The 21,945-nt window shown below is 35.9% G+C and carries 20 protein-coding genes; 6 read left to right on the forward strand and 14 right to left on the reverse strand.

All coding sequences use genetic code 11. The features are described 5' to 3' along the window. Positions 1 to 419: 419 nt before the first annotated feature. Complete coding sequence (locus tag RST01_RS01295) at positions 420 to 626, forward strand: DUF4017 family protein (protein WP_147195054.1); 207 nt, start codon at positions 420 to 422, stop codon at positions 624 to 626. Between the two features lie 63 nt (positions 627 to 689). Here RST01_RS01295 and RST01_RS01300 read toward each other — a convergent pair whose 3' ends face one another. Continuing rightward, a complete protein-coding gene (locus tag RST01_RS01300) occupies positions 690 to 1,136 on the reverse strand; it encodes an SRPBCC family protein (RefSeq protein ID WP_147193534.1) in 447 nt (148 codons plus the stop codon). A gap of 144 nt (positions 1,137 to 1,280) precedes the next feature. Here RST01_RS01300 and RST01_RS01305 point away from each other — a divergent pair, with 144 nt between their 5' ends. After that, entirely contained in the window at positions 1,281 to 1,877 is a 597-nt protein-coding gene (locus RST01_RS01305) for a DUF421 domain-containing protein (RefSeq protein WP_184117492.1), read from the forward strand. A 76-nt stretch (positions 1,878 to 1,953) separates the two neighbouring features. Here RST01_RS01305 and RST01_RS01310 read toward each other — a convergent pair whose 3' ends face one another. The 4 genes from RST01_RS01310 to RST01_RS01325 form a co-directional block, all read right to left on the reverse strand. Then, positions 1,954 to 2,139 carry a hypothetical protein gene (locus tag RST01_RS01310; protein WP_147193535.1) on the reverse strand — a complete coding sequence of 62 codons (186 nt, stop codon included), beginning with the start codon at positions 2,137 to 2,139 and terminating at the stop codon, positions 1,954 to 1,956. 324 nt (positions 2,140 to 2,463) lie between these two features. Next, complete coding sequence (locus RST01_RS01315; RefSeq protein ID WP_147193536.1) at positions 2,464 to 2,646, reverse strand: hypothetical protein; 183 nt, start codon at positions 2,644 to 2,646, stop codon at positions 2,464 to 2,466. Between the two features lie 455 nt (positions 2,647 to 3,101). Then, the gene (locus RST01_RS01320) at positions 3,102 to 5,231 is read right to left on the reverse strand and encodes a type IA DNA topoisomerase (protein WP_147193537.1); all 2,130 of its coding nucleotides are present in this window, start codon (positions 5,229 to 5,231) and stop codon (positions 3,102 to 3,104) included. Between the two features lie 126 nt (positions 5,232 to 5,357). After that, complete coding sequence (locus tag RST01_RS01325) at positions 5,358 to 5,930, reverse strand: YitT family protein (protein WP_147195058.1); 573 nt, start codon at positions 5,928 to 5,930, stop codon at positions 5,358 to 5,360. Between the two features lie 573 nt (positions 5,931 to 6,503). Between RST01_RS01325 and RST01_RS01335 the strand changes: the two genes are divergently transcribed. After that, positions 6,504 to 6,833, forward strand: a complete 330-nt coding sequence (locus RST01_RS01335; RefSeq protein WP_147193538.1) for a zinc metallopeptidase — start codon at positions 6,504 to 6,506, stop codon at positions 6,831 to 6,833. 44 nt (positions 6,834 to 6,877) lie between these two features. Here the strand turns inward: RST01_RS01335 and ade are convergent, their stop codons facing one another. From ade to RST01_RS01355, 4 genes are all read right to left on the reverse strand, one after another. Next, positions 6,878 to 8,644 (reverse strand): adenine deaminase, encoded by a 1,767-nt coding sequence (gene ade / locus RST01_RS01340; protein WP_147193539.1) that lies wholly within the window; start codon positions 8,642 to 8,644, stop codon positions 6,878 to 6,880. Positions 8,645 to 8,781: 137 nt separating this feature from the next. Beyond that, the gene (locus tag RST01_RS01345) at positions 8,782 to 10,362 is read right to left on the reverse strand and encodes a long-chain-fatty-acid--CoA ligase (RefSeq protein WP_147193540.1); all 1,581 of its coding nucleotides are present in this window, start codon (positions 10,360 to 10,362) and stop codon (positions 8,782 to 8,784) included. A gap of 153 nt (positions 10,363 to 10,515) precedes the next feature. Continuing rightward, on the reverse strand, positions 10,516 to 11,025 hold the full coding sequence (locus tag RST01_RS01350; protein ID WP_147193541.1) for a DNA-deoxyinosine glycosylase: 510 nt from the start codon (positions 11,023 to 11,025) through the stop codon (positions 10,516 to 10,518). Between the two features lie 16 nt (positions 11,026 to 11,041). Continuing rightward, on the reverse strand, positions 11,042 to 11,416 hold the full coding sequence (locus tag RST01_RS01355) for a hypothetical protein (RefSeq protein WP_147193542.1): 375 nt from the start codon (positions 11,414 to 11,416) through the stop codon (positions 11,042 to 11,044). Between the two features lie 268 nt (positions 11,417 to 11,684). Between RST01_RS01355 and RST01_RS01360 the strand changes: the two genes are divergently transcribed. Both RST01_RS01360 and RST01_RS01365 read left to right on the forward strand, forming a co-directional pair. Further along, the gene (locus tag RST01_RS01360) at positions 11,685 to 13,745 is read left to right on the forward strand and encodes a methyl-accepting chemotaxis protein (RefSeq protein ID WP_147193543.1); all 2,061 of its coding nucleotides are present in this window, start codon (positions 11,685 to 11,687) and stop codon (positions 13,743 to 13,745) included. A gap of 230 nt (positions 13,746 to 13,975) precedes the next feature. Continuing rightward, positions 13,976 to 15,277 (forward strand): aminotransferase class I/II-fold pyridoxal phosphate-dependent enzyme, encoded by a 1,302-nt coding sequence (locus tag RST01_RS01365; protein WP_147193544.1) that lies wholly within the window; start codon positions 13,976 to 13,978, stop codon positions 15,275 to 15,277. 212 nt (positions 15,278 to 15,489) lie between these two features. On the opposite strand, the gene RST01_RS01370 is transcribed toward RST01_RS01365, so the two are convergent. From RST01_RS01370 to RST01_RS01390, 5 genes are all read right to left on the reverse strand, one after another. Beyond that, positions 15,490 to 16,743 carry a dicarboxylate/amino acid:cation symporter gene (locus RST01_RS01370; protein ID WP_147193545.1) on the reverse strand — a complete coding sequence of 418 codons (1,254 nt, stop codon included), beginning with the start codon at positions 16,741 to 16,743 and terminating at the stop codon, positions 15,490 to 15,492. Positions 16,744 to 16,886: 143 nt separating this feature from the next. After that, entirely contained in the window at positions 16,887 to 17,885 is a 999-nt protein-coding gene (locus tag RST01_RS01375; RefSeq protein WP_147193546.1) for a tetratricopeptide repeat protein, read from the reverse strand. A 123-nt stretch (positions 17,886 to 18,008) separates the two neighbouring features. Then, positions 18,009 to 18,230 carry a hypothetical protein gene (locus tag RST01_RS01380; protein WP_147193547.1) on the reverse strand — a complete coding sequence of 74 codons (222 nt, stop codon included), beginning with the start codon at positions 18,228 to 18,230 and terminating at the stop codon, positions 18,009 to 18,011. 136 nt (positions 18,231 to 18,366) lie between these two features. Beyond that, positions 18,367 to 19,923 carry an aminotransferase class V-fold PLP-dependent enzyme gene (locus RST01_RS01385; protein WP_147193548.1) on the reverse strand — a complete coding sequence of 519 codons (1,557 nt, stop codon included), beginning with the start codon at positions 19,921 to 19,923 and terminating at the stop codon, positions 18,367 to 18,369. A gap of 2 nt (positions 19,924 to 19,925) precedes the next feature. Further along, on the reverse strand, positions 19,926 to 20,477 hold the full coding sequence (locus tag RST01_RS01390) for a glycerol-3-phosphate acyltransferase (protein ID WP_147193549.1): 552 nt from the start codon (positions 20,475 to 20,477) through the stop codon (positions 19,926 to 19,928). A 173-nt stretch (positions 20,478 to 20,650) separates the two neighbouring features. Here RST01_RS01390 and RST01_RS01395 point away from each other — a divergent pair, with 173 nt between their 5' ends. Continuing rightward, positions 20,651 to 21,913: a glycosyl hydrolase family 18 protein gene (locus RST01_RS01395; RefSeq protein ID WP_147193550.1), complete on the forward strand. Its 1,263-nt coding sequence runs from the start codon at positions 20,651 to 20,653 to the stop codon at positions 21,911 to 21,913. The last annotated feature ends 32 nt before the right edge of the window (positions 21,914 to 21,945 follow it).

Below are 21,945 nucleotides of genomic sequence, written 5' to 3' on the forward strand. Positions count from 1 at the left end.
TTCAAAGTAACCTAAAGAAGCATTACTTGATAATCCTTAGACATCTAACAATAAGACGCTTTTGGCCAAGCATGCCAAAAAACATCCAAATTACACACTTTCACTCAAAAAGTGTGTTTGCCAATCATGTTAAGCGCCTTGAAAATCAGTATGCTTCGAATATTTAAATGGAGTATACTCCCCACTTTTAACCTACATAATGAATAATACACCTTTCTTCACAGACTTTCCATCTTAAAAGAGTATTTTCTGTGAAAAAAGTCAAAATGCATAGTTTTCTTTTGGTAAATTTTATATAATTAATTTCTTTATATTATTGAAATTCTATTTCAGGAACGAAGTGTATATGCTAGAATAAAATAGTAGAAATAGAAAACACTTAGAGTACGATAAAGGCTAGGAGGCAGTTGTATATGAAAATGAATTACTTTGTCCCCCCTGTACTAGCTTATCTGATTGTTTGTATAATTTGTACCACCCTCCCAGCTTCTGAAGGATATAATTCAGTCGGCTGGAAATTATTTATTGGTCAAATTTACGCAATACCCATGTTGATCATTGTTTCCATGATCATGTTCATTTTAAAGAAAAAAACACCAGAAGCAAAAAAAAGAATGGATTGCTAAAAGCAATCCATTCTTTTTTTAAAATACATACGTGTATGTAATACCTTCAAATACTGTTTTCTCTTATACGTGTACTAAACCGATTCGATTAGCTACACGATTCGTCAACATACTTGTTGCCTTTGGCAGAACAGCCTGGAAAATCGGGTTTAACACAGGTGCAGCAAACCCTCCAGCTTTCACTTCTAGATAACCAGTCATTTTCGTTTTTTCTTCACTAATTGCTTCTCCTTCAAAGTAACCGTTACCAGTAAACTTATCAGTCAAACCTGTTAATGTAAATGAAATTTTATTAGGCTCATCCCAGCTTGTAATAGTAATCTCCACTTTTACTTCTTTTTTCAATACACCAACATTTCCTGCAAATGTCCAATTTGAATGTTGCTCATCCATCATTTCATGTTCTCTATAGCCAGGCACTAAAGTTGCCCAATTTTCCATTTTGCTAACAAATTCCCAGACATCTTTTTGTGGAACATTTACTTCTACAGTGTGTGAAGCTGTTGCCATTATGATCACTACTTTCTATATTTTTAGTCCACCATCATTATACATAAAAACATTTCAAAGGAATACTGCTAAACCATAATTCGTATAGCAATACAATTATTGCACAGTTTAAAAAGACAAATTCAATTGAAAAGAGTGAATGATGTGGCATTAATCTTGAAAACGTTGCTTCTCATTTTATCAGGTGTAATCTTATTAAGAATTTCTGGCAGAAAATCCATTTCACAGATGAACTTAAGCACCACCATTTTAATGATTTCTACTGGAACAATTCTTGTTCAACCGATTGCAGGTCAAGGAGTCACTCATACAATTATGGCTGTAGGAATTCTTGTATTATTAGTACTTTTTTTAGAATATCTCCAATTAAAATTTAATGCCATAGAAAAACTTATTACGGGAAAAAGCAAAGTTGTGATTGAAAATGGAAAATTAAACATTCGTAACATCAAGAAAGTTCGATTGACAATAGACCAGTTGGAAATGCGACTTCGCAACCAAGGTGTATCGCGTTATCAAGATATTAAAACAGCTACTATTGAACCCAATGGTTTACTTGGTTACGAATTAATGGATGAAGCCAAGCCCTTAACTGTTGGAGAATTTAAAAAAATAATGGAAACTTACCAACGAGAAATTTCTTCACAAACAACTACAGATGCTGCAACACAACAACCAACAATTTTTGATGAGTTAACTGAAAAGCCTAAAGAATATGATCACCCTGATTATCTTCAATAAGATTACTTCATATTAAAAGCCTAAAAAGTGCCCAGACGGTACAATAAATAAATTGTATCAAGTGGGCACTTTTTATTTAATCGTTGTTTTTAGTAGTATCCGCCTCAGTTTGTTTACCTACATTATACGTATCACTTTTCGCCTTGGCAGCATTATCATGTTTTGTTTCCTCAAAATCATCTGGGTTCAAATCAAAACTCAAACCAGTTTCCTCACGATCTTCTTTCTTGGTAGATAAATTTTTCTTTTCATTGTTTGCCATGTTTCTTCACCTCCACCTCTAGAATGCTCGAAAAGCATTCATTCATGCAGATAAATGTCCACAATTGGACAAGGGGTATATCTGCCGTTATGCATATATACCCCTTGAATCAATATTCTATAAGCTAATATAAAAAAAATTCTTATTTTATCCTGGCCAACCGGAAATATCTATCAGTATACTGATACCACAGTTAAATCCTGCTATAAGTTCTTCCCTTTAACTTAAGCAATGCGAACGAACCCTAACTACTTTCGAGTTCCTATACCTGTAGAAAAATTGCCTAATTGTAATAACACATTGAATCAAATGGATACTTTTTAATTATTCGTTGAGACGTGAAGGATTTGTTTTATTTGTTGGTCTATCCTTGTTTTCATTATCATTTTTAGCTTTTGCTGAGTTATTTTGCCCTATTACATCTAAATCGTCTGGACTTAAATCATAGCCGTAACCAAATTCCTCTCGGTCTAAATTGTTTGACTTTTTCTTTTTGTTGTTAGCCATGTTTTTCACCTCCACCTCTAGAATGCGCAAAAAGCATTCATTCATGCGGATAAACTCCCTAAATTGGACAAAGGGTATATCTACCGTTATGGCAAATATACCCTTTGGATTTGATATTTTATTAGCTAATTTAAAAAAGTTCTTATTTCAACCCGATCATCCGGGGAATATCTATCACGTTTACTGTTGCCGCGGTAAAATCCTACTGGAAAGTTCTCTAACTTAAGCAACGCGAACCCTACCTACTTTCGCGTCCTTGTAGCCCTATAGCCACGCCAGTATGAATAAGTATCTTCAAAAACACATCGTAGAATGCCAATAACTTTAAAATTAGCTAATCAGCATAAATTATATTATCTCTTACTTATCTCAAATTGTCAACCCAATTGAATGATATTAAATCAACAAATATGAAAAGACCAGAATATCTATCGATTTTCTTTTAATAGCCACCACTAATTAAATACAAAGGTTACTTTCCCTTGTTCAAGCTTTAACTTAGCCGAAAAGGTCGTACCTTTTTTTGATTTAAAACCCTTGATTTCTTTCGTGATTCCATTCTGGCATAGTTCTTTAATCTGGTTTGGTGATAGCATTTTGCTGGCCACTCTTTTAGATATAATTAAGCTACAGCCTTCTTTATAGTGAGAACAACCATAAAAATTCTTTTGCGAGACCAGCTTACCCTTATGGCAAAGTGGACATAAAATATCTATTTTTTCTTTACATAAAGATTCTTGTGGGATCTGAATTGTAGTCTTCTCCACTTTATCAGGCGTGGTCTCTATCAAATGATGGAGGAATTTTTTTACACTGTTTAAAAAAGCTTCTTGCGTGCCAGTATTATTTCCAATTTTACGCAAATAGTTTTCCCATTTAGCAGTCATAGATGGACTTGCGAGAAGTGAGCCTTCTAATGTTTCACAGAGTATGCGTCCTTTATCTGTGATGGAAACAATGTTTTTAGCGACATCAATATAACCGTGTTTTTTTATTGTTTCAATAATACCTGCTCGCGTGGCCTCTGTCCCTAATCCCTCCACCTCTTTCAAAATATCACTTTCTCCTGAATCCTCGATTATTTTGCCACAGGTTTTCATCATTTGAATTAGTTGGCCTTCTGTATAAGGTTTTGGAGGTTGAGTAGTACCTTCATGGATATGAAGAATGGCCTCCACACTTTCATTCTTTAAAACTTTGGGCAAATACTGTTCTTCTTTCTTTTTCGTTGGAGCTGGCCATAATTCCTGAAAGCCTCGAACAAGTTCAATTTTCCCTGTAGTTTTAAACTCAATACCAACTACATCTGTGATAATGGTTGTCTCTTCATATAGATAGTCATGGTGGAACATTGAAATAGTCGTACGGACTACCTCTAGGTAGAGATTTTTTTCTTGAAGCGACAACCCGTTCAACTTAGCTGCAGTAGGAATCGTTTTAGTAGGAATAATAGCATAATGCTCTTCCACTTTAGATCCATCAACATACCTTCTTTGTGGTTTGGTATGAGTTGCTTCAAATCGCTGGCCGATGAGTTGTTGATATCCTGATAGCCCTCCTGAGATATAGGTAAATTCTGCATCCGTAATGTACTGGCAATCTGAGCGTGGGTAAGAAATCAGTTTTTTTTCATACAAGGATTGAGCAATTTCCAACACCTTTGCGGGGCTATATTTCCACGTCTTGTTGGCTTTTGCTTGTAATGTAGAAAGTGAATGCAACTTTGGCGGTCTAATGGACTTCTTTACTTTCTTTACATCTTTAACAATACCATTCAACGGAGTATTTTCATGCACTCCTGCTTGCTTCAACAATTCTTCTACTTCTTCGCGCTTGTCCTTTTTTATATTAGCTTTCCCTTGGTATTTTCCTTGCTGCGAAGCAAATTCACCAGTTAGCTCATAAAATTTGGCAGGCTTAAAATCTTCAATCTCGAGTTGTCTTTGATAAATCATGAAAACAGTTGGTGACTGAACACGGCCGATGGACATCGTTTCATTGTACCCTTTTGCTTTCAGAAGCATTGTATATAAGCGGCTTGCATTCATGCCGACTAGCCAATCACTAATTTGGCGTGTTTGCGCTTCTTGATAGAGCAACAGATCTTTTCGGTTATCGCGTAAGTTTGAGAAACCTTTTCTGATTTCCTCTGCTTCTAAGGAATTAATCCAGAGCCTTTGAACTGGCTTATTTCTTACACCTGTCTGTTTTAATATAGAATAAAAGATATTAGAACCTTCCCGATCGACATCACAAGCATTAATTAAGAGGCTCGCTTCCTTGAACAACCGTTTCACCTCTTGAAATTGTTCCCACTTTCCCTTCCCTACTCTAAATTCATAGCGATCCGGAATCATGGGCAATTGTGAAAGCGACCACTGCTTCCATTCAGCTTTATAATCAGCAGGCTGCTTTAGTTCTACCAAATGGCCGATACCCCATGTAATCGTTGCTCCATGAGGTAAAACTGGAGAAGGTTTTAATTCTATGTAATGTTTTGTTTTTCTAGCAACTTGAAAAGCCTCTGCATAAGCCTTAGCCTGCGAAGGTTTTTCAGCGAGTATAACAACTTGTTCTATTGTCATTCAACCTCCTGTCTCTCTCCTAACTATGACTGTCAGTCCTAAAAAGAACACATATTCTTATAATGCTACTCTTATTGAAATAAATCAATATATGTTGTTTAAGAAATAACCTGCCAAATGCGAATTTCAAGACGTTAATGTTCTGGTAAATGTTCTACTTGTTACTAAGCTAGTTGTCATGCCTGCAAAGAAGATAGCCACAATCGATAGCAAGAATGTATTTGCAGAAAGCAATAACCCGCCAAGTGTGATGACGAAACTATCAAAGATAAAAATAAGCAGGCCTACATTTAGACCGGTCTTTCCATTAATAAAGAGAGCAAGTAAATCACTACCACAAGTACTGATACCCGCACGTAACATGATTCCAATGCCAAGGCCTATAAGTATACCTCCTATTATTGCACTAAACATGGCATCCATCCGAATAAGCACTCGTAAAGGCTTAAATAAATCAATCATCAAAGAAGAAATAATTAAGCCATGGATACTATTATAAAGATAAGCACGATTTTTAAACCAAGCAATTATAAAGACAGGTATACTTAAGATGATTATCATTAATCCAGGTGTTAAATTGTAAAGATAATAGAGAATTAATGATAATCCAATAAAGCCACCGTCCAATATTTGATTAGGTGCCAAAAATAAATTAATTCCTATAGACAGTAAGATACTGCCACTAAATATAATTTTCATCTTTCTAAGCAGAACAATGCCGCCTCCTTGCAAATATTTATTAGTTAATCTTATGAGTAGTTAAATTAATATAGAATTGCCTTCCCCACCCTTATGATTTTTGGTTTGTCTTTTCTGAAGTACACCATGAAAACAAAGTTACAGAAGATTAATTTATAATAGGCCATATCATGGCTGCTCTTTTAGTAGTATGGAGTGTCGGTCTTTTTAGCGAAACAGCAATAAATATTACCTTTACAGAATTAAGTCACATTTTCATTGTAGATGCCTCTGTTATCCCATGGTTAGTGTCAGGATATTACGGCAGCTAGTGCATCTTTCTATTTACTCTTGGAATAATTTACGAAAATAAATGCAATTAATTTTAGCCCTACAAAAGAGACATTGTCTGTTCTACATTAGACAATGTCTCTTTTTATATCTTCAAAAATGTAGATCTGGAATAGTTCGATATATCGCACTGAGTCCTTTAATTCAAACCCTTTTATGTGTAGTAAGAACATTGCCATTTAACCCAACCTCCGAACAATGAACAAGCATACTATACATAGAAGGAATAGGAGGTGAAAATATATGATTTCAAGTTGGTTGAGAATAGCATCCATCTACTTTGCAATTAGCGTAGGATATGGGATCTACATGTATGCAACCGATACTTATAATTGGGTAATATATGCACATCTGCTTGTACTCGGATGGCTTTCCAATGTGGCAATCGGTTACTCTTATCAGCGTAAAAATTGCAAATCGAAGGAATTAGAAAGATGGCAGTTTTACCTATTTAATATAGGGCTGCTCTTATTCTTCATCGGGCTAATATTTGGCTCAGTTGTCCTTGTTTGGATAGGGATTGTGCTAATCGCATTATCTATCCTTCTCTATTTAGTTCGGTTGTTCTTGTAAAGCTTAACAGCAGATTCCTTCTAAAGGAATCTGCTTTACATAGTTTATTTGTGGTTTAAAGGAATGAATTTGAACTCTTTCGTATTAAATAATCCTTGATCAGTCAGTCTTATAGCTGGAATGGCAGGGAGGGCTAGAAACGATAGTGTAATAAACAAATGAAATGATAGGTTTGTATCTATTTTTCCAAGTGCCTTATGAAGCTCTCTCATTTGTTCAACCACTGCTTTTGCTTCTAGATCTGACATTAATCCACCGATAGGTAGTGGGATTGAACTCAACACTTCACCATCTGCTGTAATCGCATAGCCGCCTTGTATCTTATTTATTTCATCTATAGCTAGCAACATATCTTCATCGTTCGTTCCACATACTATCAAGTTATGAGAATCATGTGCAAATGTTGTAGCAATGGCTCCTCTTTTTATCCCCATTCCCTTTACAATTCCCTTTCCTATGCAATTTAGATTATGATGGCGTTCAATGACCGCTAATTTTAATAAATCGTCTTTAGGTGAAGGATTAAATTCATTATTTTTCACAGGGACTTTTTCTACTTTTAATTTAGTCTCTAATTCATTTGGGATAATTTCAATTATGTGTACTTGCTCGTTCGGGTTAAGTGGTATCGCCAAATCTTCTTTTTTCACGAGTGGCAGTTTAACGGAGTGTAAAATTGAATGAGGTACAGGGATTCTTTTCTTTCTCTCGGTTAGCATTTTTCCATTTTCAGCGACTTTTTTCCCGTTTTTCCATACAGCTTGAGATTCGCATTTTTTCAAATCCTTTAAAAGAACAAAATCTGCTAGATATCCCTCTGCTAATGCACCTTTTTTATGTAGCTTATAGCATTCAGCCGCATTCAACGTAGCAATTTGTATTGCTAACAACGGTGCCATTCCTGCTTCAATCGCAATTGATACAGCATGATTAATACTGCCTTCTTTCATTAGTTCATCAACATGCTTATCATCGGTACAAAAGCAAAATCGCCTAGCATTAGTTGCGGTAACAGCGGGTAAAATAGCCAAAACATTTTTAGCAGCAGACCCTTCTCTCATAAGAACATACATCCCTTGTTGTACCCGAATCCTTGCTTCTTTTGCTGAAATACTTTCATGATCAGTATGTATGCCAGCCGCCCGATAGCCTCGAATTTGAGTCTTCGTCAATTCAGCTGCATGACCATCTACAAGTTTTCCAAGGTTCTTTGTTTCCACAATCTTTTTTAGGATGTCATCTTCCATCTTAAAAAAAGCTTCATAATCCATTACTTCAGCTAATCCAAGCACATCATATTCATTCATAAACAACCCAACAGCTTCTGCATCTAGTTTAGCGCCTGCATGTTCAAAGGAAGCAGCAGGGACACTGGAAGGGACCATTGTATATATATCCATTTCTGCCTGACGTGCACTTAAAAGCATATATTGAACCCCAAGTGTACCTGCAACATTTGCAATTTCGTGGGGATCTGTAATAGCAGTCGTAACGCCAAATGGTAAGATTACACGGCTAAACTCAGAAGGGGGCAGTAAAGTGGATTCTATATGGATATGAGTGTCTATCAACCCAGGAATAACATGTTGGCCTTTCGCATCTTCCTCTTCTAATGCTTCAAATTCCCCCTCTTCATCAATCGCTACAATCATTTCATTTTTCACTACAATGTCAGCCTTTCGCCAAACAAGGTTAAACACATCCGCTACTTTTGCGTTACGTAAAATAAAATCTGCTTGCTTTTTTTGCTGAGAGCTTGAAATCTTATCTTTAACTTTTTGTATTTTGCTATCCACTTCTTCTTTATTCATCTAAAAACCTCCTTTTATAATTGAGCAATCACTACCTTTATATGCTACCCTTATAAAAAAATGAATTATAAGAAAAAAATGTAAATCTAATTATTTAAGAAGAGTTCACTTTAATAGAAAGTGAACTCTTCTTACCATCATTTATGAATATGAGTGCTATCTGAATAATTAGTGCGCAAATGCACTTTTTGTATTTTGCCAGAAGCCGTTTTAGGTAATTCCTCAATAAATGTAACACTTGTTATTGCTTTAAAATGCGCTAATTTGGATCGAGAGAACTCAATTACCTCAGACTCTGTTAATGTGCTGTCTTTCCGTAAAACAATGTATGCATGTGGAGTCTCTCCCCATTTTTCATGCGGAACAGCGATTACAGCTGCTTCAAGGATATCTGGATGATCATACAAGACACCTTCTACTTCTATAGATGAAATATTTTCTCCACCGCTTATAATGATATCTTTTTTACGATCCGTAATAGTTAAATAGCCCATTTCATTTATATGGCCTACATCTCCTGTATGCAGCCAACCATCTTTGACTGTTTGAAGAGTAGCTTGTTCATTTTTCCAATATCCTTTCATTACACCATTGCCTCGAACAATGACTTCTCCGACTGTTTCCCCATCGTGTGGCACTTCTTCACCTAGTTCATCTACAACTTTTACTTTTGTGCCAATCATGGGTGTTCCGGCTTTCGCCTTTAATTCATACTTTACCTCTTTTGGTAGATGCTCATATTGAGGTAATATACGTGAAATTGTACTTAGTGGAGAGGATTCTGTCATGCCATATACTTGGACAAATTCCCATCCGATTTCCTTTTCTACTGTTTCTACAAATGCTACTGGAGGAGCAGAACCCGCTATTACTACACGAAGTTTATCAGACCGTTCAGGCTGTTCTTCATCGAAATATTGAATTAAACTGTTTAATACGGTAGGAGCCATATGGACAACGGAGACATTGTGTTCAGCTATTTCATCAAAAATTGCTTTTGGAGAAGATTTTCGTAAAAATATTTGGGTTGCTCCATTGGCTGTATAATAAAATGGTGACCCCCATCCATTCACATGGAACATTGGTAAAACATGAAGGAGCACATCTTCATCTGTCACTCGTAAATGGTGCATTGTTGTAATTGCATGTAAATAATTGTTTCTATGTGTTAGCATCACACCCTTTGGATCTCCTGTTGTTCCACTTGTATATAAGAGGCTTGCTACGTCATTTTCTTCAAGCGTCTCTCTTGGAAAAGGAGCTTCACTAAAACCAGTAAGCCACTCATCATAACCAAGTTCGGATGTTCCATTCTCTTTATAATGAACTACAATATGCTCTACTGTTTCTAGTTTATCTTTAATAGGTAAAATTAAATGATAAAAATCTTGATCAACAAACAATATTTTTGATTCACTATGATTTAGGATAAATAGATAGTCTTCAGGTTTCAGTCGAATATTAAGAGGTACCATGACTGCTCCCAATTGATAAATGGCATAAAAACCTTCATACATTTCAATTGTATTTGAAGCTAAATAAGCAACATGATCGCCTTTTTTAACTCCCATTGAATGTATCCCTCGTGACAATCGGTTTACCCGACCATTCAGCTCATGGTATGTAAGCTCTCTATTTTCATCTATAATTGCTTTTTTCTCACCATATAATTCCACTGCACGATCTAAAAAATCTGTAAGCACTAATGGTACATTCATCGTCCTACACCTCATTATCTTTTAATATACCATTTATTTTACAATATTCAGATAATTATGTCATTAAAAACATTGCGTATGATTTTTATAGTGTAAAAAATACTCTTCTAGTATTATGCCATACAAAAAAACCAGTGAATTATTCTCACTGGTTCATAATATATACCTTTCTATTATCCGCCACTCTTCTATCTTTTCATTGAATGATTTGATGTTCTTTCCAGGTATTGGACTAGTAGAAGGCATTTTAGCAAAATCAACATCTACATCTTTTAAAAAATCTAAACCAATATACTTTTTAAATACATCAAAAGACTTTCCTCCATTAAATAAGATCAAGCGAATAGATGGATATATTCGAAGTATTTTACTAAAATCATTCGGAACAATCTCTTTAATCGTAGAATCAAGGCTTCCCTGCCGTTCACAGGATTGTATAGTGTCCCACAAGCCAATCCTGTGCTGAATAAGAAGTTGGATTTTCAGTTGATAGTCATTTGGAATATCAGAACCTAGAATTTCACCTATAATTGGCCAAAAATGGTTGCGGGGATTGCCATAATATTGCTGCTTGGTAAGCGATTGTTGGCTGGGCATAGAACCAAGGATCAGCATACGGGTATCTTGGTCGATAATTGGCTCCAAAACATTATGAATTGGCATTCTTCAACCACCTTTTCTAAAATCTTTTGGCATCTAGTCTGCGATCCAACAAATTAAATTCAATCACCATCTCATTATAAGAAGTGAAGGTTGCTTCATAAATAGAATCTACTAAAGAAATATCCATTGTTTCATCAAAGTTTGTACTAACTACCTGGAAGGTATCTCTAAAAGCTTCCATATTCTCTTGGAAAGCCTTAATTTCACCCATCTCTTGTATAGTTGGATCAGTAAATGTATATACGCCAAAAGAATGTTGGTTCGCACAAAATTTTTCAAACGCATCAAATCTAGCTTTTCCTTTTTTCTTGGCGAGACGTTTTAATTCCTTCATGCTTTTTAAAACATTTTCACCCTGTTCAGCCAGTAAGGTATTGATTGTTGAATTCATAAAATAACGGCCCTTCTATTTAAATATTTTTGCTTACTTTTATCATATCATAGCGAGGATTTTTTCACATATGAGCTGTTTGATTCCACTAAATAGTGTATTAAAAAGTAATTCTTTAGCCTGAATGCCTAATCTATTTTCTTTAACTAAAGAATTGTCGATAAAAATCGAATTAGTAGTATTGACTACATTTATCAATCTAGTTTATAGTAATAAAGTTGTTTAATAACTACATTACAGAAAAATTTTACTAAGGCAGGAGATAAAATTGAAAAAAAGCAAGTTAGCGCTTTCATGGCTGAAAAAAAGTATTTCAACCAAATTGTCACTTTCACTGCTAGTTGCCATCATCATTGTTTTTTCAGTAACTGGCGTGATGAATTATACCTATACGAAATCTCTTCTTATACACGATATTGAAGAAGAACTTTCAACAAAAAGTAATGCCACTGCAGAGTCCGTTAATAGCATGTTTTCTGAAAAACAAGCGATTGTCCGGCAAATTGCTGCAAACCAAGAAATTACGGACTATTTACATACTACTCATTCACGTAACGAGGCTAGAACAGATTCTCATTATAAAACGGTTATGCAATCACTTGACAGGATACCTAAAGCTGATGAGTCTATTGCTATGGTATGGGTTGCCAGTATCGATGGGAACTTCTTAATAGGGAACAACAATTTATTGCAGGATAAGAGTTTTGATATTAAAACTCGGCCGTGGTATCAGCCTGCTTTAGCAGATGATGATGTTTATTTTACTGAACCTTATATGGACCAAGTGTTTGGCAAGGTTATTTTAAGTGCCATTAAACAAATAAAAGATGGCAATAAAACGTTAGGATTTGTTGCAATTGATTTGTTTTTAGATGATCTACCTGGAATTATGCAGTCATATAAACTAGGTAAAGGTGGCTATTCATTTTTACTAGATAATAATGGAACCATTTTGTATCATCCTGATAAAAAATTAATCTTAGAAAAGAAATTGTCTGATTTAACAGGCGATATGGGTAAAATCGGACAAAAAATGGTAACTGGAAAAGAAGGTCTACAATTAGCTTCAGTTAAAGGCCAGAAACAATATGTCGGTTACTCCCAGGTACCAGCTACAGGCTGGTCAGTAGGTACGTCTATACCTCAAAAAATAGCACTTGCTAGTCTAGATGAGTATGTTAAAAAGATGATTTTATTCTTTGCAATCGGCGGCTTGCTTCTTATATTAATAGTCTATTTGCTTTCTAAAAAAATGCTTCAATCAATACCGTATATGTCCAAAGTTATTAAAGTGCTAGCAACTGGAGATTTGACACCTAGATTGAAAGTACAATCAAGCGATGAGCTTGGACAAATGGCAACAGATATTAATCTTATGATTGATTCATTTGCTGACACTATTAATCAAGTGAACGACTCTGTGGGACAATTAGCCGCTTCATCAGAAGAATTGACTGCTATCTCAGATGAAACCGTGAAGTTTTCAAATGAAGTAGCTTCTTCGACTCAGCAAATTGTAAAAGGTTCTGAACAACAAATTGAGGGTGCAGACCAAACATCCTACTCAATGGAAGAAATGGCTAACGGCGTTCAGCGAGTTGCAGAGTCAACAACAAATGTTTCTGAACAGACAAACATGTCAGCAAATGAAGCAACAGAAGGCTATAATAATATCCAACATGCCATGGACCAAATGGAACAAATTAGAAACTCAGTTGGTGATGCTTCAAGCGAGATCCAAAAGTTAGAAGTGTATTCGAAAAATATTGATGAAATGGTATCAGGTATCACCAATATTGCCTCACAAACACAATTGTTATCTTTAAATGCTTCAATAGAAGCCGCTCGAGCAGGCGAACACGGTAAAGGATTTGCAGTAGTGGCTGCAGAGGTGAAAAAATTATCTGCAGAATCACAGGAATTCTCCTCTCATATCGCTGCTATCATTCAAAAAGTGCAATCGTCTACAGCGGCTGCTGCCAAGTTAATGAATAAAGGCGTAGGAGATGTCGATGAAGGCTCTGCTATTCTTAATACAGCGGGAAGTTCATTTAAACAGATGACAAATGCATTCCAAACTATAGCGGACCAAGTTTCTGAAGTTTCAGCTGCAGCAGAAGAAATTTCTGCCGGCACAGAAGAAGTTTCAGCTGCTATGAATGATATTTCATCAGTAACCCGCAATACCTTTGAACATACTAAAGGCATTGCAAGCGCGGCAGAGCAGCAATCTGTCTTTATGGAAGAAATCTCTTCTTCAGCCAAGACTCTTAGTGAAATGGCAGAAGATTTACAAACAGCATTAGCTAAATTTAAAACTAATCAATAAAATTAAAAAGCAAAAATATGAGGAGCATTGCTCTATCATGTCTTTGCTTTTTTTCTCTTTAATTTCTTCAATTTCTGTTAGCTCCTTTTTGTTTTTATTTTAAATAGACTAGCGAGGTTTATCTTTTTAAAAAAATTCAAGTAATAACAATATTATTGGCTATACCCCATCCTTTTCATCATAAAATCATGTATAATATCGTTAGCATAGAGAAAAAGAGGCGATCAATTTTGCATAGTTTAGCAAAAGAATTAAATGAAAAAATTCAATCAGAAAATCCATTTGTATTTGAGATGCTATCGGATCTAGGAAAAGCATTATACTATCCAAAAGAAGGAATCCTAAGCCAATCAGCCGAAGCTGGGAAAAAGGCTCATAAATTTAATGCGACTATCGGAACTGCTCTTGAGAATGGACAGCCGATGCATTTAAACGTAATTCAAGAAACTTTATCCGCTTATAAGCCTTCTGACCTTTATCCTTATGCCCCACCTGCTGGCAAACCTCAACTTCGTGCAGAATGGCGTAAAAAAATGCTAGTGGAAAATCCTTCATTAGAAGGTAAATCCTTTGGTAATCCAATTGTGACGAATGCATTGACACATGGTTTGAGCACTGTTGCTGATTTATTTGCAGATCAAGGCGATGCGCTTATTATCCCTGATAAAAACTGGGAAAACTATGATATGGTATTTGGTATTCGACGCCATACAAATACTGTCACTTACCCTTTATATAATAACGAAAATAAATTTAATGCAGATGGATTGTACGATGCGATTATGGCGCAAAAAGAGAAAGGCAAAGCCATTGTCTTATTGAATTTCCCAAACAATCCAACAGGCTATACACCTCTAAAAGATGAAGGCGATGCGATTGTGGATGCTATCCATAAAGCAGCAGATGCTGGTATCAATGTTGTAGTTGTTACAGATGACGCATACTTCTCCCTTTTCTTTGAGGATTCTTTACATGAGTCTTTATTTGGTGCATTGAGCAATTTGCATGAACGCGTCCTAGCAATTAAAGTAGATGGCGCTACAAAAGAAGAATACATTTGGGGATTCCGAGTTGGTTTTATCACTTACGGAAATAAAAGCGAAGCAATCCTAGCTGCTTTAGAAGATAAAACAATGGGGATCATCCGTGCAACAATTTCAAGCGGTTCGCACCCTTCTCAAACATTCTTGCTTCATGCATTACAAAGTCCAGAATTTGAAGCGCAAAAACAAGAGAAATTTGATATCATGAAAGCCCGCGCCAACCGTGTGAAGGAAGTCTTAAATAATAGCAAATTTAACGCTGTATGGGATTACTATCCATTCAATTCTGGCTATTTCATGTGCTTGAATTTAAAATCTGTTGATGCGGATACACTCCGCTTACATTTGTTAGACCGCTATGGTGTAGGCACAATCGCACTTAGCGAAACAGATTTGCGCGTTGCATTCTCATGCATTGAGGAAGAAAATATTGAAGAATTATATGAATGCATCTATCAAGGAATTAAAGATTTAGAAGCGACTAAATAATTTAAAGAAGAAAAACCAAAATAAAAAACCGAGCTTCATGTGATAAAAATTCACATATGCTCGGTTTTTCTTTTTATTTTATTATAATTAAATCCAATCATAATAGAGAACTTAATTTAGTACTCCGCTGTCGATGCGATTACCAATCTTAGAAGGAATTCTTCACTTTTAAAATTGATTTTGAGAATGGCTAATCTTAAAAACTACCATTTTTATTGAGCTTGCTGCAATTGAGTTTCATTTACAGCACTCTCTTCTACTAAATTACTTTCTGTATTAGCAACGTACATTGCGCACACGGCATCTCCTGTGACGTTTACAGCTGTACGGGCCATATCTAGAATTCGGTCAATACCAATAATGAGAGCAATCCCCTCTACCGGCAATGAAACTGCATTTAACACCATTGCCAACATAATTAAGCCTGCTCCAGGAACAGCAGCTGTACCAATACTTGCCAAAACTGCAATGATAACAACAGTAGCTAATTGCATAATTGTTAATTCCACCCCGAATACTTGTGCGATAAAGACAGTTGCTACTCCTTGCATAATAGCAGTTCCGTCCATATTGACAGTTGCTCCAAGTGGCTGAACAAAACTTGAAATCGATTTAGGTACACCTAATTTCTTCTGTGCAATATCCATTGCAAGCGGCAAAGTGGCTCCACTACTTGATGTACTAAATGCGACAGTCATTGCTGGGAAAAAATCTTTGACAAATTGAATCGGATTCCTCTTCGCCATAAATTTTACCGCTCCACCATAGACGAAAATAAAGTGCACAATCAACCCTAAAATAACAACAATCATATAAAGGCCCATTGCTTTAATTGCATCAAATCCTTGTTTACCAATGGCCGACGCAATCAGGCCAAAAGTACCGAACGGAGCAAATTTCATCACTAAAGTCACTAAGTACATCATGATTTCATTACCTTCATCGATAACCTTCCATGCAGTCTTTACCCGGTCGCCTAAGAACGCCAGGGCAATACCGATAAAAACAGAGAAGAATATGATTTGAAGCATATTGGCTTCCACAAATGCTAGAACAGGATTTGAAGGAATAATGTTTAATAATGTATCAGTTACTGCAGGAGCTTCATTTGTTTCGTATTGAAGCCCATCTGTTGCAAAAGTTCCGACAGTTCCTGGTTTTATAACTGAAGCCAACACAATTGCAATAATAATAGCAATCGCCGTTGTCGTTAAGAAAAAGACAATTGCCTTTACGCCAATTTTCCCAAGTTTCTTTGGATCACCAATATTTGCCGTCCCGAGTGCAATAGAAAAGAATACAAGTGGAACAACAAGCATTTTAATTAAATTAATGAAGATCGTTCCAAGTGGGGAAAAGAAATACTGATCAACTTTAGGGAAAATGGATGGTGCTGCAAAATTCATCACTAAACCGACAACTGCGCCGACAATTAACGCGATTAAAATATTTCTAGCCAACTTCATCGTAACGCCTCCTTTTTATAGAATATTCTAATATATTGAAATATTAATAAAATTATATATCATTACATCGAATTTTGTAAACAAAAATCCAAATTTTATAATCATATTCTATAAAAGGATATATATTACATTCACTCAACTTCTTATAAGAGCTTTAGTTTTTCTCTTGCTTCTTGATCTCCTTGTAAGGCTGCTTTTTGGTACCAATATTTTGCTTTCTTAAAATTAACTTGTGTACCAATCCCTGCTTCGTAGCAAAAACCAAGATTGAACTCCCCATCTACATCTTGTTGATCTGCCGCAAGCTGATACCAGCGCATCGCTTCTACCCCATCGCCATTTTGAAATGCCTCATGTCCTAGACGATTAGCAGCAAATACATCCCCTGCTAGCGCTGATTGTGTAAACCAATGGTGCGATTTGGTTTTATCTAGATCGACACCCACCCCATTTTCGTACATATAACCAAGCGTATACATCGCCTCTGCAACGCCTCTATCTGCAGCAATTGAAAAAAGTTCAAATGCGCGCTGTTCATCTTTTTCAACAAACTCTCCTCGTAAATACATATCTGCATAGTTATTCATTGCATCAGCATGTCCTTTTAAAGCCGCTTCTTTATAAGCAAGGTATGCCTTCTCCCAGTCTTCTCTTACAACCACTCCATCATAATAAAAATTGCCTAGCCAATAGATCGCATCCAGATTTCCTGCAGCTGCAGCTTGTTCATACCATACAAATGCCCAATCATCATGGCCAATAGTTTTATAGATTTGACCAAGTAATAATTGTGATACAGAGTCTCCTTTCATGGCTTTTTGATATAGATGATTTGCTTCCTGTAATTCTTTTGCATTCCAATAGCTGTTTGTTTCAGTTATTTTTTGCTCAAGAAATGCCTCTAACAATAAAAGAAAATCACGATGTATAATTTCACAATATTTTCTATCGTATACAGTCAGTTGCTTGAACTGTCGGAAGAGCAATATGTAGTTGTTATCGAGACCTTCCTCTTTGAAAAATGCTAATATCTCTTTTAACTCATTAAGTGAGCATTCTTTCAATTCTATTTGTGAAATATTGTTAAGGATAGTTTGGTATTCTTTTATTTCAATTAGCTGTTTCAATTTTTCTGTATTCATTTGGGGATTGTTCTCCTTTTTATTTACATAGTAAAAGGCTACGCAAGAATTCCATACTCACATAGCCTTACCCCTTATTTGAGCTTCTATTACTAATATTAAGAACTAAGTATCTTCCGCTGTTTAAAATTTTTTGAACAATGGAAGCCACGGTTTTTGGCCTTGAGTTTGTTGTTGCTGCTCCATAGGTGATTCAACTGGTACTTCATCTTGTGTTAATGCTTTTGTAGCATTTGGCTTAAATGGAGGCGGCCCCATTGTTGTCTGCACTGCTTTAATGAGCGGCGGAGGGGGTACATCTGTAACATTCTTATATTCTTCGCCATTAAAGGGTGTCATAGCCAATCCAATCCCTCCTTTCTTCATACCATAATATATGAATGAAAGGAGTAGGGATTCTTGGCGACCGCCCGGCAGCATGTATGGATCTGATAAATGAAAAATAAAATTGATTGTGGTATTACAATTTGTTTAACTTTTTTTAATCACTTGTTTGTAGAACTAACGAAGTATTTATATATTGATCAAAAAATTGAATAAAATTTTCAAAAGCTACTTCAAAATCTGGTCCTATGGTGGAGATTTGAAAGATATGCTTCTCCTTCAAGTATACACTTTCACCATGTAAAAAGAATCCGTTTAATTTAGCATCATCACAAAAGTTTTGAAGAGAATTAGGAAAAACAAAAGACATAATGGTCGGATAATTTGAAGAAACACATATTTTATAACGAGATATACTGGAATCCTCTACACTATCTAAGCGATTCTTCAATATTTTATATCGTTCTGGATATTCCTTTAATGCCTCGACTGTATTAGATACGAGGAATGCTGGAATTGTAAATGGGATTGGATGGTAAAAATAATGTGCTAAATTTAAATAAAGTGGCGCATTGTTAGTTTGTGGTACTTGATTTAAAAATACAAAGGAAAGGCCACTTAATGCTCCGAGTGCTTTCCCGCTGACAGCAGATGCCATATAGAGCCCTCTCATTGAAAAAGCTAAAGCACCAAATGTGCTAATACAATCTACACATACCTTTACTTGGTATTGTTCCGCTAATCTCGTGATTGCTTGGAGATTATTGCATTCACCTGTAGATGTCTCACCATGTACAAGGGCTATCCACCGATACTCACCTGTTTTAAACATTTCTTCAATTTCCGCTAGTTGAAATGTCTCACCCCATTGATATAAACAACTATGAAACTGTAAATCCCAGTGTCTTGCTTGCCTGATGAGACGTTCTCCAAATTCTCCATTTGAAAGAATGATACCCTTTTGTTGTTGGAAGTCAGCTTTCATTTGTCCAAGCATTGCTTCATTTGCTAATGTTCCAGAACCGACAATTGTTGTAACAAATTTCGCTTGTGCTTCTTGTAAAAGCCGATCCAATAACTCTTGATAAAGATTCTTAAAATTCCCCGACCTATGAGACAAGCTAGTATTGGTCAAAGTGCTTGTTTGTAAAACTGGACCAGGATAAAAATAATGTTGCTTTAAACGAATTTTTTCAGCCATTTGAGCACAATTTTTTCGAGTTAAAATCATAGGAATAAATTTCGCTTGTGATGTTCCGACTTCAGAACCAAAAGGTGTAAAACCTAAGTGCTTATACAGCTTCTCTTCCTTTGTAAAACCTGAAATTATAGCTCCAGAATAATTTCTTTCATATACGTACGTATAAATAGCTTTTGCTAACTGTCTGAATACACGGCCGTTCCTAAATTGTTTTTTCACTGCTAATAAGCGAATTTCACAAAGTTTTTCATAGTCACTGCTATCTAAATAATCTTCCACATTCCCTATTTTCTCATCTAATGAAAATGGACGTTGATCCCGAAAAGCGAGCATACCTACAATATCGTTATTTCGATATACTAATATATATGTATTTTCATTATGAAAGCGATCTTGTAATTTTCCATCTTCATTTGGCGAATGCTGAGCGATTTCTTCTACAAAAGTTTGATAATTAAACCGTGCAATTTCATCGAATTCTTTATCTGTTCGTGCTATTTTGCAATAATACATGATTAGCTCACTCTTTCCCTAAGATTTTTGCGGTGCTTATATGTAATGAGCAAAAAGCTCAACAATAACGGTGTATAGACAGGTATATGGAAGGTGAGAATAACCAAACTGCAAGCCACAAAACCAAAAATCATTCCCCTTGTAAGGTTTTTGAAAAATGGCAGAGCGATAGCAGTAGAAGTAGCCAATATCATTAAAAGCATTGGATTCAATACGGCCACACCACCAATCAATGCTGCTACCCCTTTCCCACCTTTAAAATGGAGCCAAACTGGAAAAAGATGCCCTAAAATACATAGACATACACCACAAGCAATTACAAACTCATCAAGCAATAGTATATGACCTATCATGGCTGTTACAGCAGCTTTAGCTGCATCTCCTATAAAAGTATAAAGGAACGCAAGCTTCCCCAATGTTCTGCCAGCATTCCTTGCTCCTAAATTACCGCTGTTTAGATTAGCCAGTGATACACCATACCATTTGCCGATAAACCATGCTGCCATGATACTTCCTATTAAATAAGAACTCAAAAGATAGATAAGTATTATCATTTATTTCAGCAATTACACCTTTAAGGATAGTTGCTTTTTCACCTGCCTTCTAGGTTCTTTTTATATTTATTCGCTATTAGTACCCTAAACCCTTGCTTTTACAATAAAACTTTCGCAAATTTTTTCTTTTCGCATATGTTGTATATGAGAATGAAAGAGAAGGTGGGGGTTATTTGTTTATTTATGTTGTAAAAACTGGAGAGTCTATTTTTTCTATCGCCAGAAAATATCAAGTAACCATGGATAGTATAAGAACTATCAATGGATTATCGACTGATACAATTGTTCCGGGCCAAGATTTATTGATTCCAACAGACCAGTATGTAGTACAACCTGGAGATTCACTTTTTACAATTTCCCAAATGGCGATGGTCTCAGCTGATCGAATAAAAGCTTATAATGGACTTCAGTCTAATGAACTATCAGTCGGGCAAACATTGTATCTACCTCCAAGAGAAAAATACAGCGCCTATAGTTTTGGCTATATTACCGTTTCCACTCCTGAAAGTAATCAATTAATTACACAAACATATGCACCACTGAACACCTATTATGGCATTTTCGAACACCACGTTCTAGCTGATGGCAGCTTGAGCGAGCTGAACGATCAAGGCATCGTTAATATGTCCCGTGACAATTTTGTTGCACCTATAGCAGTGGTTACAAACCTAACAAGCACAGGATTTGATCCAAATTTGACCGTCACTATATTATCAAATGCCACAGTTAGACAGCGTTTGATTACAAATATTTATAACCTACTCCGAAACAAAAATTATTCAGGTGTCAATATAGATTTTGAACAAATCCCTGCTTCACAGCGTGATAACTTTACAACTTTTTTAAGAGAACTTCGCACTCGCATTCAACCAGGTGGGTTTTCACTATCTGTTGCTTTACCGTTTAAAACAGAAGAAAACGATCCGCCTTGGAGAAGAGGATATGATTATAGGGGAATTGGAGCAGCTGTTGATTTTGTATTCTTGATGGCTTACGACTGGCATGAGCTTGGTAGTGATCCTGGTCCTGTAGCTCCTATTCAAGAAGTAAGAAAAACGGTAAATTATGCGATTCAAACAATCGGGGCAAGAAAAATTCTCTTAGGCGTCCCTAGATATGGCTATGATTGGACTGTTGCAAACGGCCAAGTAGTCAGTGCAAAAGCTGTATCAGTGGCTGAGGCAATCAAAACGGCTATGCGACATAATGTACCTATCTCCTATTCAAGAGAGTACCAGCAACCGTTCTTTACTTATTGGGATGCAACTGGTGCTGAGCATAGGGTATGGTTTGAAGATGCAAGGGCACTTGCTCAAAAACTACAAATGATTGTTGACAAACGATTAAGAGGAATTGGATCATGGCATCTTGGCTTGCCATTTACACAATCAGCCGTATTATTTAATGAATTCTTCCGCATACGAAGAATTTTATAAAAGAAAAAAGCAGGGAGTCATTTCCCTGCTTT

It is taken from the genome of Rummeliibacillus stabekisii (genome assembly GCF_007988965.1).
Taxonomy (GTDB): Bacteria; Bacillota; Bacilli; order Bacillales_A; family Planococcaceae; genus Rummeliibacillus; species Rummeliibacillus stabekisii.

Excerpts from the sequence above, each read along its gene's own strand:
- RST01_RS01385 (WP_147193548.1), bottom strand. The coding sequence starts at position 19,923 with ATGTATTATTGCAAAATAGCACGAACAGATAAAGAATTCGATGAAATT.
- RST01_RS01375 (WP_147193546.1), bottom strand. The coding sequence starts at position 17,885 with ATGAATACAGAAAAATTGAAACAGCTAATTGAAATAAAAGAATACCAA.
- RST01_RS01315 (WP_147193536.1), bottom strand. The coding sequence starts at position 2,646 with ATGGCTAACAACAAAAAGAAAAAGTCAAACAATTTAGACCGAGAGGAA.
- RST01_RS01390 (WP_147193549.1), bottom strand. The coding sequence starts at position 20,477 with ATGATAATACTTATCTATCTTTTGAGTTCTTATTTAATAGGAAGTATC.
- ade (WP_147193539.1), bottom strand. The coding sequence starts at position 8,644 with ATGAATAAAGAAGAAGTGGATAGCAAAATACAAAAAGTTAAAGATAAG.
- RST01_RS01345 (WP_147193540.1), bottom strand. The coding sequence starts at position 10,362 with ATGAATGTACCATTAGTGCTTACAGATTTTTTAGATCGTGCAGTGGAA.
- RST01_RS01350 (WP_147193541.1), bottom strand. The coding sequence starts at position 11,025 with ATGCCAATTCATAATGTTTTGGAGCCAATTATCGACCAAGATACCCGT.
- RST01_RS01325 (WP_147195058.1), bottom strand. The coding sequence starts at position 5,930 with ATGAAAATTATATTTAGTGGCAGTATCTTACTGTCTATAGGAATTAAT.
- RST01_RS01300 (WP_147193534.1), bottom strand. The coding sequence starts at position 1,136 with ATGGCAACAGCTTCACACACTGTAGAAGTAAATGTTCCACAAAAAGAT.
- RST01_RS01310 (WP_147193535.1), bottom strand. The coding sequence starts at position 2,139 with ATGGCAAACAATGAAAAGAAAAATTTATCTACCAAGAAAGAAGATCGT.
- RST01_RS01370 (WP_147193545.1), bottom strand. The coding sequence starts at position 16,743 with ATGAAGTTGGCTAGAAATATTTTAATCGCGTTAATTGTCGGCGCAGTT.
- RST01_RS01335 (WP_147193538.1), top strand. The coding sequence starts at position 6,504 with ATGATTTCAAGTTGGTTGAGAATAGCATCCATCTACTTTGCAATTAGC.
- RST01_RS01295 (WP_147195054.1), top strand. The coding sequence starts at position 420 with ATGAATTACTTTGTCCCCCCTGTACTAGCTTATCTGATTGTTTGTATA.
- RST01_RS01355 (WP_147193542.1), bottom strand. The coding sequence starts at position 11,416 with ATGAATTCAACAATCAATACCTTACTGGCTGAACAGGGTGAAAATGTT.
- RST01_RS01320 (WP_147193537.1), bottom strand. The coding sequence starts at position 5,231 with ATGACAATAGAACAAGTTGTTATACTCGCTGAAAAACCTTCGCAGGCT.